The 12,834-nt window shown below is 69.3% G+C and carries 15 protein-coding genes and 1 pseudogene; 11 read left to right on the forward strand and 5 right to left on the reverse strand.

Annotated features, from left to right (window positions below; all coding sequences use genetic code 11):
* The 3 genes and pseudogenes from QM624_RS05755 to QM624_RS05765 form a co-directional block, all read left to right on the forward strand.
* A pseudogene (locus QM624_RS05755) lies at window positions 1-245 on the forward strand (endonuclease); the annotation flags it as partial.
* A gap of 9 nt (window positions 246-254) precedes the next feature.
* Entirely contained in the window at window positions 255-533 is a 279-nt protein-coding gene (locus tag QM624_RS05760; RefSeq protein WP_415089671.1) for an Lrp/AsnC family transcriptional regulator, read from the forward strand.
* Window positions 530-679 (forward strand): hypothetical protein, encoded by a 150-nt coding sequence (locus QM624_RS05765; protein WP_415089673.1) that lies wholly within the window; start codon window positions 530-532, stop codon window positions 677-679. The genes QM624_RS05760 and QM624_RS05765 overlap by 4 nt, the downstream gene beginning before the upstream one ends.
* Window positions 680-721: 42 nt before the next feature.
* Here the strand turns inward: QM624_RS05765 and QM624_RS05770 are convergent, their stop codons facing one another.
* Window positions 722-1,234, reverse strand: coding sequence for a peptidylprolyl isomerase (locus QM624_RS05770; protein WP_415089675.1), 513 nt, complete (start codon window positions 1,232-1,234; stop codon window positions 722-724).
* Between the two features lie 113 nt (window positions 1,235-1,347).
* Window positions 1,348-1,989, reverse strand: a complete 642-nt coding sequence (locus QM624_RS05775) for a LysE/ArgO family amino acid transporter (RefSeq protein WP_415089677.1) — start codon at window positions 1,987-1,989, stop codon at window positions 1,348-1,350.
* A gap of 72 nt (window positions 1,990-2,061) precedes the next feature.
* Here QM624_RS05775 and QM624_RS05780 point away from each other — a divergent pair, with 72 nt between their 5' ends.
* From QM624_RS05780 to QM624_RS05795, 4 genes are all read left to right on the forward strand, one after another.
* Window positions 2,062-2,961 (forward strand): LysR family transcriptional regulator ArgP, encoded by a 900-nt coding sequence (locus QM624_RS05780; protein ID WP_415089679.1) that lies wholly within the window; start codon window positions 2,062-2,064, stop codon window positions 2,959-2,961.
* 150 nt (window positions 2,962-3,111) lie between these two features.
* Window positions 3,112-4,578, forward strand: coding sequence for a hypothetical protein (locus QM624_RS05785; protein WP_415089681.1), 1,467 nt, complete (start codon window positions 3,112-3,114; stop codon window positions 4,576-4,578).
* 154 nt (window positions 4,579-4,732) lie between these two features.
* Window positions 4,733-5,215: a hypothetical protein gene (locus tag QM624_RS05790; RefSeq protein WP_415089683.1), complete on the forward strand. Its 483-nt coding sequence runs from the start codon at window positions 4,733-4,735 to the stop codon at window positions 5,213-5,215.
* Window positions 5,216-5,224: 9 nt separating this feature from the next.
* Window positions 5,225-5,881, forward strand: a complete 657-nt coding sequence (locus QM624_RS05795; RefSeq protein ID WP_415089686.1) for a prepilin peptidase — start codon at window positions 5,225-5,227, stop codon at window positions 5,879-5,881.
* 21 nt (window positions 5,882-5,902) lie between these two features.
* Here the strand turns inward: QM624_RS05795 and trpD are convergent, their stop codons facing one another.
* Genes trpD through QM624_RS05810 form a run of 3 tightly spaced genes read right to left on the reverse strand, consistent with a single transcriptional unit; the run spans window position 5,903 to window position 8,338 of the window.
* Entirely contained in the window at window positions 5,903-6,952 is a 1,050-nt protein-coding gene (gene trpD / locus QM624_RS05800; protein ID WP_415089688.1) for an anthranilate phosphoribosyltransferase, read from the reverse strand.
* A gap of 1 nt (window position 6,953) precedes the next feature.
* On the reverse strand, window positions 6,954-7,358 hold the full coding sequence (locus tag QM624_RS05805; protein ID WP_415089690.1) for a response regulator: 405 nt from the start codon (window positions 7,356-7,358) through the stop codon (window positions 6,954-6,956).
* Window positions 7,355-8,338 (reverse strand): cytochrome c oxidase assembly protein, encoded by a 984-nt coding sequence (locus QM624_RS05810; protein ID WP_415089692.1) that lies wholly within the window; start codon window positions 8,336-8,338, stop codon window positions 7,355-7,357. Before QM624_RS05810 ends, QM624_RS05805 begins: the two co-directional genes overlap by 4 nt.
* Window positions 8,339-8,563: 225 nt before the next feature.
* On the opposite strand from QM624_RS05810, the gene QM624_RS05815 reads away from it, so the two are divergent.
* Genes QM624_RS05815 through QM624_RS05830 form a run of 4 tightly spaced genes read left to right on the forward strand, consistent with a single transcriptional unit; the run spans window position 8,564 to window position 12,768 of the window.
* The gene (locus tag QM624_RS05815; RefSeq protein ID WP_415089701.1) at window positions 8,564-9,169 is read left to right on the forward strand and encodes a cytochrome c oxidase subunit 3; all 606 of its coding nucleotides are present in this window, start codon (window positions 8,564-8,566) and stop codon (window positions 9,167-9,169) included.
* Window positions 9,170-9,194: 25 nt separating this feature from the next.
* Window positions 9,195-9,995 (forward strand): c-type cytochrome, encoded by an 801-nt coding sequence (locus QM624_RS05820; protein ID WP_415089694.1) that lies wholly within the window; start codon window positions 9,195-9,197, stop codon window positions 9,993-9,995.
* Window positions 9,992-11,056, forward strand: coding sequence for a Rieske 2Fe-2S domain-containing protein (locus QM624_RS05825; protein WP_415089697.1), 1,065 nt, complete (start codon window positions 9,992-9,994; stop codon window positions 11,054-11,056). The genes QM624_RS05820 and QM624_RS05825 overlap by 4 nt, the downstream gene beginning before the upstream one ends.
* Complete coding sequence (locus QM624_RS05830; RefSeq protein WP_415089699.1) at window positions 11,056-12,768, forward strand: cytochrome b; 1,713 nt, start codon at window positions 11,056-11,058, stop codon at window positions 12,766-12,768. The genes QM624_RS05825 and QM624_RS05830 overlap by 1 nt, the downstream gene beginning before the upstream one ends.
* Window positions 12,769-12,834 lie beyond the last annotated feature (66 nt).

The raw sequence follows: 12,834 nt of genomic DNA on the forward strand, positions 1-12,834 counted from the left end.
GGGCACGGCCGGGCGACGTCGCCCAGGTGGTGGCCCGCGCCGCGGTGCTGGCGGCCGAGCAGGTCAGCCGGCCGCCCGGGCCGCAACCGGCGGCGACCGTGGAAGAGACCGAACGGATCGCCGCCTGGCTGGAGCGCCCCGGCGTCCGGCTGATCGAGATCGACGGCCAGTGGAGCTGGCCGCTGCACATCGGGCTGGGCGACGGTGAGCTGGCGCAGCACGCGCTGGGCACGGCGCAGGTCTAGGCTCTCGCCATGATCACCGCGATTGTCTTCGTCCACGCCGAGGTCGCCCGCATTCCCGACGTGGCCACCCAGATCGCCGGCCTGGAAGGCGTCTCCGAGGTGTACTCAGTCACCGGCGAGATCGACCTGATCGCCCTGATCCGGGTCCGTTCGATCGACCAGGTCTCCGAGGTCGTCACCGAACGGCTGAACCGGGTGCCCGGCGTGGTCGACACCGTCACCCACATCGCCTTCCGGGCCTACTCCTCGCACGACCTGGAGGCGGCCTTCTCACTGGGGGCCGAGTGAATCGACGCCCCACCGGCGACCGAGCGCTGCTCGGATGGCTGGTCGCCGCCGCACTCGCGCTGGTGGCCGCCGTCGGGCTGGCCGTCTGGCTCAACGCCACGACGCCGCTGACGCCCGTCCCGGTCGCCTCCAGCCCGCGGGCCTGACTGCCCGGGCCGACGCAGCCGGCCCGGGGCGTCGTCCGAGGGTCAGGCGACGGTGATCGACTCGATCACCACCGGCTCGACCGGGCGGTCGCCGTAGCCGGTACGAACCTGGGCGATCTCGTCGACCACCTTCTGGCTGGCCTCGTCGGTGACCTCGCCGAAGATCGTGTGGCGCCGGTTCAGATGCGGGGTGGGCACCACGGTGATGAAGAACTGTGAGCCGTTGGTGCCGGGGCCGGCGTTGGCCATGGCCAGCAGATAGGGCCGGTCGAAGCGCAGCTCGGGGTGGAACTCGTCGGCGAAGGTGTAGCCGGGGCCGCCGCGTCCGCTGCCCTGCGGGCAGCCGCCCTGGATCATGAAGCCGTCGATGATCCGGTGGAAGGTCAGTCCGTCGTAGAACTTGCCGGTGGTCGGCGCACCCGATTCGGGGTCGGCGTACTCCTGGGTGCCGGTCGCCAGGCCGACGAAGTTGGCGACCGTCTTCGGTGCCTGGTCCTCGAACAGGTCGATGACGACGTCGCCGTGATTGGTGTGCAGGGTGGCGGTCTGAGCCACGGTGTTGTCCTTTCCTTCGAGCGGCCACAACGCCGCCCAGCTGGTTCGTCCGCTGTGGGTGCCGCCCATCCTGACATACCCGCGGGAAGCCGCGATGCGATCGCGATACCGAGTCAGTGGGCGAACACCAGCCCGAGGGCCAACACCACCATCAGCACCGCGATGCAGGCGTCGAAGATCCGCCAGGCCCGCGCGGTCGCCAGCCAGCCCGCGAGCAGCCGGGCACCCAGCGCGACCCCGAAGAACCAGACCACGCTGGCGGTCATCGCTCCGACGGCGAATATCCAGCGACCGTCGCCGTGCGCGTTGGCCACCGTGCCGAGCAGGAAGACGGTGTCGAGATAGACCGACGGATTGAGCCAGGTCAGCGCCAGCGCCGTCATCGCCACCCGGACGGCCCGGGTGCTGGTCGCCACCATCAACTGACCGTTGCCCGCCGGAGCGGGATCGTCGGCGACCCGCAACACTTCGGCCTCGCCCCGCCAGGCCCGGCGTCCGGCCAGTACGCCGTAGCCGACCAGGAACACCGCCCCCACCCAGCGGACGACGTCAAGCAGCCAGGGCACCGCATGCAGCACCAGCCCGATCCCGGACACCCCGGCGGCGATCAGCACGGCGTCCGACACCGCGCAGATGGTCGCGGTGATGATGACGTGCTCCCGCCGGATCCCCTGACGCAGCACGAACACGTTCTGCGCGCCGATCGCGATGATCAGCGAGAAACCGAGGCCGATGCCGGCGAGATAGGAGGACACGCCCTCGACGTTAGAGTGACAGCCTCAATCAGTCCAGCTAATGATTCTTCAGATCCATTAGCATCGTTCATGATGCGACTCCCTCCCGATCTCACCGAGACCCTTGCCGCGATCGTCGACGAGGGCACCTTGGACGCGGCAGCCGCTCGACTCCATCTGACCCCGAGCGCCGTCAGTCAGCGGCTCAAGGCATTGGAGCGGCAGGTGGGCAGGGTGCTGCTGATCCGCAGCAAGCCCGCCCAGCCGACGCAGGCCGGGCAGGCCGTGCTCCGACTGGCCCGGCAACTGGCCCTGCTCGAGCACGACACCCTCGTCGAACTCGGTGCGGACGAGTCGGCCGCCGCACCGATCAACATCCCGCTGGCGGTCAACGCCGATTCGCTCGGCACCTGGTTCCTCGCCCCGCTCGCGGAGCTTTCCCGGAACCATCCGGTGGTCTTCGAGTTGCACCGAGACGACCAGGACTTCACCGCCGGCCTGCTCGAGTCCGGCGCGGTGATGGGCGCGGTCACGTCGCGTTCCCGCCCGGTTCCCGGCTGCCGGGCCGTCCCGCTGGGCGCGATGCGGTATCGGGCGATGGCCACCCCCGCCTTCCTCCGGCGCTGGCTGCCCGACGGCCCGACCGAGGCGGCACTGGCCGCCGCGCCGGTGGTCTATTTCGACCGGCGCGACGAACTGCAGAGCAGTTGGCTGAGCGACCAGGGCATCGACCCGAGCCAGCCGCCCCGGCATTTCGTGCCCGCCTCAGCCGACTACGCCCACGCCGTCCGGCTCGGGCTGGGCTGGGGCCTGCTGGACCGCTTCCACTCCACCGACGCCCTGGCCGAGGGTGACCTGGTCGACCTCGGCGGCCCGACGGTGGAGGTCGCCTTGCACTGGCAGCAGTGGAATCTGCGTTCGCCGCTGCTGGACGCCATCGCAACCGGCATCGTCGAGTACGCCCGGCGGGATCTCTGGCAACCGGGGAGCTGACCGCCGCCGTCACCGCTCACCCGCCGAGATGTGGCCGAATAGTGCAACCTCTAGGGGTGGAATGCGCCGACAAACCTGTTCGGCGCAATAGCGGCCCGGTAGCTTGGGGGACGCGGTATAGCCGTGACCATCCCAACCACTGGAGGAACAGTGAAGCGTAAGAAGCCGCTGAAGGCCGTCGAATCGACCGCCGAGTCAGCCGCAGACGCCAGCCGGGCAGCCCTCGACGAGGCCGTGCAGAAGCTCACCCCCCTGGTCGAGCAGGCAGGCGACTACGTGGAAGAGGCCCGCAAGCGCGGGGCCGAATTCGCGGCGGACGCCTACGACCGGGTCCAGCCCCACCTCGACACCGCCCGCAAACGTGGCGTCGACCTGGCCTCGGACACCTACGAGCGCATCGAGCCCAGCCTCAAGGACGCCTACGACCGGATCGAACCCTCGTTCAAGGAGGCCACCCGGATCGCCGGCGAAGCCTACGAGAAGGTGCATCCGAAGCTGACCGATGCCCGCAAGCGGGGCGCGAAGCTGGCCGCCGAGACCCTCGACCGAGTGCACCCGGTGCTGGACGACGCCCTCGACAAGGTGACACCGGCTGTCGACAGTGCGGTGAAGAAGGTCCGCCCGGTGGTTGACGACACCCTCGAGCGGGTCGCCCCCACCGTCGACCTGGCCCGTGACAAGGTGCAACACGACTTCCTGCCCTGGCTCGCGGCAGCCCTGTACAAGGCCGCCGATCTCGCGAAGGAGGAGGCCGCCGAACTGGCCGACGAGGTCGCCGAGATCGCGCCCACCCGCAAGCGTCGCAGCGTCGGCAAGACCATCGGGCTGATCGCTCTCGCCGGCGCCGTGCTGGCCGGTGTGATCTACGCCGTCCGCAAGCTGCTGGCCGGTCCCGAGGCGAGCTGGGAGACCCACGAGCCGTCCCGTCCGTACGTGGCCGATCCGGTCGCCGACGTGGTCGACAAGGTGAAGGACGGCGCCAAAGAGGCGGCCGACAAGGCCAAAGCGGCCGCCGCCACCGTTGCCGACAAGGCGAGCGAGGTGAAGGACGCCGTGGTCGACAAGGCCGCAGAGGTCAAGGACGCGGTGGCGGACAAGGCCGGCGAGATCAAGGACGCCGCTACCGATAAGGCTGCCGAGATCAAGGACGCCGCCACCGACAAGGCTGCCGAGATCAAGGACGCTGCAGCCGACAAGGCTGAAGAGGTGAAGGACGCCGTGACGGACACAGCCGACGACATCAAGGACGCGGGCTCAGAGGCCCTCGACAAGGCCGGGGAGGCGATCGACGACGCCAAGAAGGCCGCCGCCGATGTCGCCGACGAGGTCTCCGACAAGGCCGAGGAGGTGGCCGACAAGGCCGCCGACGCGGTCGACGACGCGAAGAAGAAGGCGAAGGACGCAAAGGGTGATGCCTCCCCTTTAGCTGATAGCCCCTACGGCGAAGGTTCGTACGTGGGGGCGGAACCGCCCGAGGGTTACGAGATCAAGGGCAACGAGCGCTCGATGAAGTACCACCTGCGGGGCTCCGGAGGTTACGACCGCACCATCACCGATGTGTGGTTCAACTCCACCGAAGCCGCCGAGCGAGCGGGGTTCGTCCGCGCTCAGCGCTGAAACAGAACAGGGATCGGGGTGGGCGCGGGCACGCGGCCACCCCGATTCGCGTTCCTGGGCCGGAACCGGCCCGAGCCCACCCAAGAACTAGCGAGTTTCGGACATTTTCGGTCTCCGATTCACAAAACACCCTCCGAAAACTGCCTTCTAGGGTGTGAGAGCACTTACCTCGGCCCAGCCCGCCACCCGTCACTCCACCTGGGTGGACGCGGCACCCTTCCGCGCCCACGTCCGGCACGCCGTCGAAGCCGCCGCGGTGCCCTGGCCCGCGGTGGCCGTCGCGACCGGCGTCTCCCTGCCCGCCGTCCATGCCCTGCTGGTCGGGCGCGCCGGCCGTCCGCAGACCCGGATCGAGCCGCGAATGGCCGGACGGCTGCTGCGGGTCGGCGCCGGCGACCTGATCGCGATGCGGTCGCTGCGGGTGCCGGCCGCACGGACGGGCGCGCGGCTGCGCAACCTGCTGGCGGCGGGTGTCGACCCGTTGTGGGTGGCGCGATGGTGCCAGATCGGCCTCAACGAGCTGACCCTGCTGGTCGACGGCGAGGCCACCTCGTGCACCCAACTCACCGAAACCCTCGGGTTGGCCGCTCAGCGGCTGCGGCAGACCGATGCCTGCTGGCCCCCATTGGCCGCCTAGGCTGCCGCCATGACCTGGCTGCTGGCACTGGCGATGCTGCTGGCCGCCTGCCTTGCGCTGGTGACGCCGGCGGTGCTGCGAGCCCTGCCGGCCCCGATCGACGAACCCGAGGTGAGTCCGTACCTGCGGCTGGCGACACCCACGACCGCTCTCGTCGTGTTCGGCGCGGTCGCTGTCGCCGGGAGCCTGGTGGTCATCGTCACTCCGGCCACGGCGCCGGCCTGGCTCGGTCTGGTCGGCCCCGCCGTCCTGGCGGCGGTGATCGACGCCCGCACCGGCTACCTGCCGAAGCGACTCGCCCAGGCGGCCTGGCTGCTCACCGCCGCCGGCCTGCTGGCCTGCGTCGGCTGGCTGGGTGTCGAGGCGCTCGTCCGGGCCGGTCTGGGCGCGCTGGCCGCCGGCGCTCTGTTCTGGGCGTTCTGGCGCTTCGGCGGCGGGTTCGGCTTCGGTGACGTCCGGCTGGCGCCGGTGATCGGCGCGGCATCGGCCGTGGTCGGCTGGCCGCTGCTGGCCGGCGCGCTGATGCTGGGCGGACTGCTCGGCGTCGTCTGGGGTGTGGCGTGGCGGGCGTCCGGACGTGGCCGCGCCTTCCCGTACGGTCCGGCACTGGTCGCGGGCCCGTTCCTGGCGCTCGCCGGATCCGTTCTGGTGCCCGGCAGCCACTGAGCCTGGGCCCAGATCAGCGGCTCAGGCCCCGCGAACGGCCTTCTGGGTGGCCTCCGCCCAACTGCTCAGCACCAGCGTGGCCGCGCCCGAGTCGATCGCCGCGGCTGCGGTGGCGACGTGCGCAGCGAGTTGTTCGGCGACGTCACGACCCAGGTCGGGGCCGTGGAAGGCCAGCAGCGCGGCGGCCGCGTTGAGCACCACGATGTCCCGCACCGGGCCGGGTTCACCGGCCAGCGTCTGCCGGGCGATGGAGGCATTGCGGGCCACGTCGCCGCCGACCAGGTCGGCAGGGGTGGCCGGTGCGAAGCCGAGGTCGGCCGGGTCGAGCGTGGTCACCGCGATCTCGCCGTCGCGGATCAGCCAGATGTCGGACGTCGTGGTGGTGGTCAGCTCGTCCAACCCGTCATCGCCGTGGAAGACCAGGCCCCGGGTGCCCCGGCGGGCCAGCACGCCCGCGACCAGTGCCGCGATCCGCGGGTTCGCAATACCCACCGCCTGAGCGGCCGGACGAGCCGGGTTGGCCAGCGGTCCGAGGAAGTTGAACGGGGTCTGGATGCCGAGCTGGCTGCGGGCGGCCCCGGCATGCCGCAACGACGGGTGATAGAGCGGGGCGAACAGGAAGACGATGCCGGCCTCGGCCAGCACGGCGGGCTGATCCTCGGGCCGGACGTCGAGCGCCACGCCGAGCGCCTCCAGGACGTCGGCGGCGCCACAGGCCGACGACGCCGCCCGGTTGCCGTGCTTCACCACCGGCACGCCGGCGGCTGCCGCCACGACGGCGGCCATCGTGGAGACGTTGACCGTGTTCGCCCGGTCACCGCCGGAGCCGACCACGTCCACAGCCTCAGGGTCGAGGGTGATCGGTGTCGCCCGGTCGCGCATCGACTCGGCGAGGCCCGCGAGCTCCTCCACCGTCTCACCTTTGGCCCGCAGTGCGACCAGGAAGCCGGCGATCTGTACATCGGTGGCGTTGCCGGCCAGGATCTCGCTCATCGCCCAGGACGCCGTCTCCGCGCTCAGGTGGTCGCCGGAGATCAGCCCGGTGAGCACATCGGGCCAGCTGTAACCCACCTCAGGCCGCCCGGCCGGGTCGGGCCCGGAGCAGGTCGGCGACCGCGCTGGGCAGCCGGACCGGATCCACCGGGTACATCGACACGGCGTCCGCGCGCGACCAGGTGGCCAGCCAGGAATCGGCGACCCGGATGATCAGCACCAGGATCGGCGGGCATTCGGCGATCTCGTCCTTGAGCTGCTTGCACAGTCCGATCCCGCCGGCCGGGTTCGCCTCGCCGTCCAGGATCAGCAGATCGAAACCGCCGCCGTCCATGGCGGACAACACGGCCGGCTGCGTGGCGGTCTCGTACACCTCGATCTCGGGCAGATCGGACGCCACCCGGCGGCCGAGCGCCAGCCGCACCTGCTCGCGGGTCGTCCGATCGTCGGAGTAGACCAGGATCCTGGCGGTGTCGTGGCTCATGCGTATTCCTCGTCTGCGGGCGGCTGACCGGGGGTTTTGCCAGCATCGTACCCCGATGCCGCCGCCCGGGCGGCCAGCCTTTCCTCACGGTCCAGCTGCCGATCGATGCGGGCCGCCTCACGTTGCGAATGCTGGAACCACTGCACGAAGAACACCGCCAGGATGATCAGCGAGATCAGGTCGCCGGCGCCCCACATGATGCCGCCGGCCAGGTTCTGGTCCTCCACCGGGCTGGGCGGCCAGGCCCGGTTGAACGCCAGGTACCAGTCCTCGGCGATCAGTTGGGGCGAGCCCATGATGATCACGCCGAGGAAGGCGTGGAACGGCAGGGTGATGAAGATCAGCAGCATCCGCAGGTAGTGCGGCAACTTGGTCGGCATCGGGTCCAGGCCGAGCAGCGGCCAGAAGTAGAGACAGCCGGTGATCACGAAATGGACGTGGATCCAGGCGTGCAGCCAGTCGTTGGAGAGGGTCAGCGGGTAGAGCCCGGTCATGTACAGCAGATACGGGTTGGCGATCATCAGCGCGGTGGCCAGCGGCGGCCAGGTCAGCACCTTCGCGGGCCAGGAATGCAGCACGGCCACCACCCGGCGCCGGCCCAGTGCACCCAGGTTCCGCAGCAGCAGGGTGATCGGGGCACCAACGGCCATCAGCACCGGCGCCACCATCGACAACAGGATGTGTTGCACCATGTGGACGCTGAACAGCACCGTGTCGTAGGTGCCCAGCGCACTGAGCAGCGCGATCGTCATCGTTCCGGCACCGCCGACGCACCAGGCGAGGGTGCGACCCAGCGGCCAGTGGTCGCCCCGGACGGCGAGCCGGCGCACGCCCCACAGGTACAGGCCGACCATCAATACCAGTGCCGCCACGACCCAGGGCTCGAACGTCCAGGCGGTCAGCAGCCGCTCCGGGGTCAGCGGCGGCGGCTGGTTTCCCGGATCGGCATGCAAGGGCAGAAGCAACGGCAACGGGGCCATGGCGGCATTATCCCCCGCGCCCTCATCGGGCCCATCCACCGCGGGCCACGCGAGATCTACACCCCTGCGCGAGAATCGGTGGTCGCAGAGGGTGACCAATCCGCTCTGAGCAGCCATAATGACCGGGTGACTCACTCTCACTCGAGCGCCGCGGCAGCTATGCCGCACGGGGCGGTGCACCCGATCGCGCAGTCTCGCCTGCACCCCACCAAGGGCCGGCCCGACATGGTTGCCGTCGGCACCTGGATCTGGCTCGCTTCCGACCTGATGTTCTTCGCCGCGCTGTTCGCCGCCTATTTCAATCTGCGGTCGATCACCAATGCGGCCGCGGCGCAGGCCGGCACCGAGTCGCTGTGGGAATGGGGTACCGCGCACTTCAACATGCCGTTCGCCGTCACCAACACGCTGATCCTGATCCTGTCCTCGGTGACCTGCCAGATGGGCGTCTGGAAGGCCGAGCGTGGTCAGGTCGGCCGCACCGGCTCGATCCTCCAAGTCGGCCAGTGGGGGCTGCGCGAGTGGTACATCCTCACCTTCGTGATGGGCGCGATCTTCATCGGCGGCCAGGCGATCGAGTACGCCACCCTGTTCTCCGAGGGCTTCACCGTCTCGACCAACGCGTATTCGTCGGCGTTCTTTCTGGCCACCGGCTTCCACGGGTTGCACGTCACCGGCGGTCTGATCGCGTTCCTGTTCATGTTGGGCCGCACCTACATGACCCGCACCTTCACCCACGAGCAGGCCGTGCATGCCGTCGTGACGTCCTACTACTGGCACTTCGTCGACGCGATCTGGATCATCCTGTTCGGCGTCATCTACATCCTGCGCTGAGCAGTTCGACCTAGGAGGAATCCTCGTGCGTTTCCTGACCGCCAACAGGCGGCACCGGGCCACCAGGCCGGCGCTGCTGGTGATGGCCCTGCTGCTCATGGGTGCGCTGTACGCCGCCGTGGCACCGGCCGCGCGGGTGTCGGCAGACACCGGCAACAGCCAGCAAGTGGCCGAAGGCAAGGCCCTGTTCCGGGTAACCTGCTCGTCCTGTCACGGCATGAACGGCGAAGGCACCGAGCAGGGCCCGTCCCTGGTCGGTGTCGGCGCCGCCGCCGTCGACTTCCAGGTGAGCACCGGACGGATGCCGATGGCCAACCCGGGCGCCCAGGCGCCCCGCAAGCAGAACACCTACTCCGACGCCGAGATCGCCAGCCTGGCCGCGTTCGTGGCGAGCCTGGGCCCCGGCCCGGCCGTCCCGAACACCGACCAGTACAGCGGCGAGGGCCTCACCCCCGAGCAGCTCGCCAAGGGCGGGGAGCTGTTCCGCACCAACTGTTCCGCCTGCCACAACTTCGAGGGCGCCGGCGGCGCACTGCCCAACGGCAAGTACGCCCCCAGCCTGGTGGGTGTCGACGGTAAGCACATCTGGGAGGCTCTGCGCACCGGCCCGCAGCAGATGCCCGTGTTCAGCAGCGGCGCCATCCCCGACGACGACGTCCGCGCCATCGTCGGCTACCTGGAGACGTTGCACGCCCAGCCGAGCAGCGGCCTGACCTTCGGGGCGCTCGGCCCCGTCGCTGAGGGCCTGTTCGCCTGGATCATCGGTATCGGCGGGCTGTGCCTGCTCGCCGTCTGGATCGCCGCGAAGGGAGCTCGGGCTCGATGAGCATCGAAACCAGGAAAGAAGGCGCCGAACTCGAGCGCTTCCCGGTGCCCGATCCGGGCATCGAGGAACACGTCGAGCGATGGACCGACGCCGACAAGTCCGCCGGCGACCGCGTCTATCGGCAGGTGCTGCTGATGCTGGGCGCCGTCCCGGTGCTGGCTATCGCATTCGTCGTGCTCTACTTCACGATTCCGCGGAACTCGTTCGTCACCATCTTCGGCATGGACTGGGACGCCACCACGTTCCTGCTCGGCCTCACCGGTGGCTTGGCGACACTGCTGATCGGCCTCGCCTGCGTCCATTGGGCGAAGACCATCATGGGCGACGAGGAGGTGGCCGAGGACCGTCATTCCGCGGCCTCCCCCGAGGCTGACCGTGAGGTGTTCGCGGCCGAGTTCGCCAAGGGCGCCGAGCAGTCGGCGCTCGGACGGCGCAAGCTGATCGGCGGCGCACTGGGCGGCGCGCTCGGCGTCATCGCCGTGCCGGCTGTCGTGCTGTTCGCCGACATGGGCCCGTGGCCGACCGCCGAGACCCGGAAGCGCACGATCGAGCGCACCATCTGGGCCGAAGGCGTGAAGCTGGTCAACGACGTCACCCGCCGGCCGCTGAAGGCGTCCGACCTGGAGATCGGCCAGTTGGTCAACGCGCAGCCGGAGAACCTGTGGGATCACCACGGCGCCGACTTCCAGATCGAACGGGCGAAGGCCGCGATCATCATCGTCCGGATGGACCCCTCCCGGATCAAGATCCCCGAGTCCCGCAAGGACTGGCAGGTCGGCGGAATCCTCTGCTACTCCAAGATCTGCACCCATGTGGGCTGCCCGATCAGCCTGTGGGAGCAGCAGACCCACCATCTGCTGTGCCCCTGCCACCAGTCGACCTTCGACCTCGGCAACTCGGGTCTGGTGGTGTTCGGTCCGGCGGCCCGGGCTCTGCCCCAGCTGCCGATCACGGTGGACGCCGACGGCTACCTGGTCGCCCGCAGCGACTTCACCGTCCCGGTCGGGCCGAGCTTCTTCGAGCGTGATTCCAACGGCGACTTCAAGGAAGGTGATCGGTGATGGCCAAGCCCGCTGATGTCTCTACCGACTCACCGGCCCTGGACGCCGAGCGTCCCCCCAAGGTGAACGTGTCACCCGGTGTGGCCGGCGTCGCCAACTGGGCGGACGAGCGCCTCGGCCTGGCGTCGCTGCTGAAGAAGAACCTGCGCAAGATCTTCCCCGACCACTGGTCGTTCCTGCTCGGCGAGATCGCGCTGTACTCGTTCATCATCCTGCTGCTCACCGGCGTCTTCCTGACCATCTGGTTCAAGCCGTCGATGGCCGAGGTCGAGTACCAGGGCACCTACCAGCTGATGCGCGGCCTGCCGATGTCCGAGGCCTTCGCCTCGACGCTGACGCTGTCGTTCGACATCCGCGGCGGCCTGCTGGTCCGGCAGATCCACCACTGGGCGGCGATGCTGTTCGTGGCGTCGATGACCGTGCACATGCTGCGCATCTTCTTCACCGGTGCCTTCCGCAAGCCGCGTGAACTCAACTGGCTGATCGGTGTCGGCCTGTTCTCGATGTCGCTGATCGAGGGCTTCGCCGGCTACTCGCTGCCCGACGACCTGCTGTCCGGCACCGGCCTGCGGTTCGTGGACGGCCTGATCCGCTCCATTCCGCTGATCGGCACCTGGGCCGAGTTCTTCATCTTCGGCGGCGAGTTCCCCGGCGAACTGGTGATCCCCCGGCTGTACATGGTGCACATCCTGCTGGTGCCCGGCCTGCTGCTCGGACTGATCGCGGCCCACCTGGCGCTGGTGGTCTACCACAAGCACAGCCACTACCCGGGTCCGGGCCGCAAGGACGGAAACGTCGTCGGCTACCCGCTGTTCCCGGTGTACATGGCCAAGGCCGGCGGCTTCTTCTTCGTGGTCTTCGGGGTGTCGATCCTGATGGGCGCCACGATGCAGATCAACCCGGTGTGGACCGTCGGTCCGTACAACCCGGCCCAGGTCAGCGCGGGTTCGCAGCCCGACTGGTACATGGGCTGGGTCGAGGGCGCCGTCCGGATCATGCCGAACTGGGAATGGCATCTGGGCAGCACCACCTGGTCGTGGAACATCGTCCTGCCCGGCGTGGGATTGATGACCTCGCTGTTCGTGCTGCTCGCTCTGTACCCGTTCGTGGAGGCATGGATCACCGGCGACAAGGCCGAGCACCATGTGCTGGAGCGCCCGCGCAACAACCCGACGCGCACCGGCATCGGCGTCGCCGGAATGACCTGCTACGCCATGTTCTGGTTGGCCGGCGGCAACGACATCCTGGCCACCCAGTTCCACCTCTCGCTGAACGCGGTCACCGAGTTCATGCGGGTGGCGGTCTTCGTGGCCCCGATCGTCGCCTTCATCATCACCAAGCGGATCTGCATCTCGCTGCAGCGTGCCGACGCCGAGCGCGTCCTGCACGGCAGTGAGACCGGCATCATCGAGCGGGCACCGGACGGCGGCTACTCCGAGCCGCACCGTCCGATCACGGTCGACGAGAAGTTCACCCTCACCCAGCACCTGCAGGGCAAGGCGCTGGAGGTGGCTCCGGCCACCGACGCACGCGGGGTGGCCGAGAAGGGTGCGGGCGTGAGCAAGTGGCGCGCGCTGCTCTCGCGTTGGTACTTCGCCGGGGTGATCAGCAAGCCGACCTCCGGCGAGATCGCCGAGGCCGATCACCATGCCGAGGGCCACGACGACCATGAGGTTCCCGCCGGCGACAAGCCCAGCGAGATCACTCACTGATCGCCTGAAGCACAACAAGCGGTGCCGCCGAGATCTTCTCGGCGGCACCGCTTTTTTGGGCCCCAC

Source organism: Micropruina sp., from assembly GCF_047606365.1.
In the GTDB taxonomy this organism is placed as follows: Bacteria; Actinomycetota; Actinomycetes; order Propionibacteriales; family Propionibacteriaceae; genus Micropruina.

Bases quoted from the DNA above. Each gene is read 5' to 3' on its own strand.
- QM624_RS05760 (WP_415089671.1), top strand. From the start codon at position 255: ATGATCACCGCGATTGTCTTCGTCCACGCCGAGGTCGCCCGCATTCCC.
- QM624_RS05780 (WP_415089679.1), top strand. From the start codon at position 2,062: ATGCGACTCCCTCCCGATCTCACCGAGACCCTTGCCGCGATCGTCGAC.
- QM624_RS05795 (WP_415089686.1), top strand. From the start codon at position 5,225: ATGACCTGGCTGCTGGCACTGGCGATGCTGCTGGCCGCCTGCCTTGCG.
- QM624_RS05805 (WP_415089690.1), bottom strand. From the start codon at position 7,358: ATGAGCCACGACACCGCCAGGATCCTGGTCTACTCCGACGATCGGACG.
- QM624_RS05810 (WP_415089692.1), bottom strand. From the start codon at position 8,338: ATGGCCCCGTTGCCGTTGCTTCTGCCCTTGCATGCCGATCCGGGAAAC.
- QM624_RS05815 (WP_415089701.1), top strand. From the start codon at position 8,564: ATGGTTGCCGTCGGCACCTGGATCTGGCTCGCTTCCGACCTGATGTTC.
- QM624_RS05825 (WP_415089697.1), top strand. From the start codon at position 9,992: ATGAGCATCGAAACCAGGAAAGAAGGCGCCGAACTCGAGCGCTTCCCG.
- QM624_RS05830 (WP_415089699.1), top strand. From the start codon at position 11,056: ATGGCCAAGCCCGCTGATGTCTCTACCGACTCACCGGCCCTGGACGCC.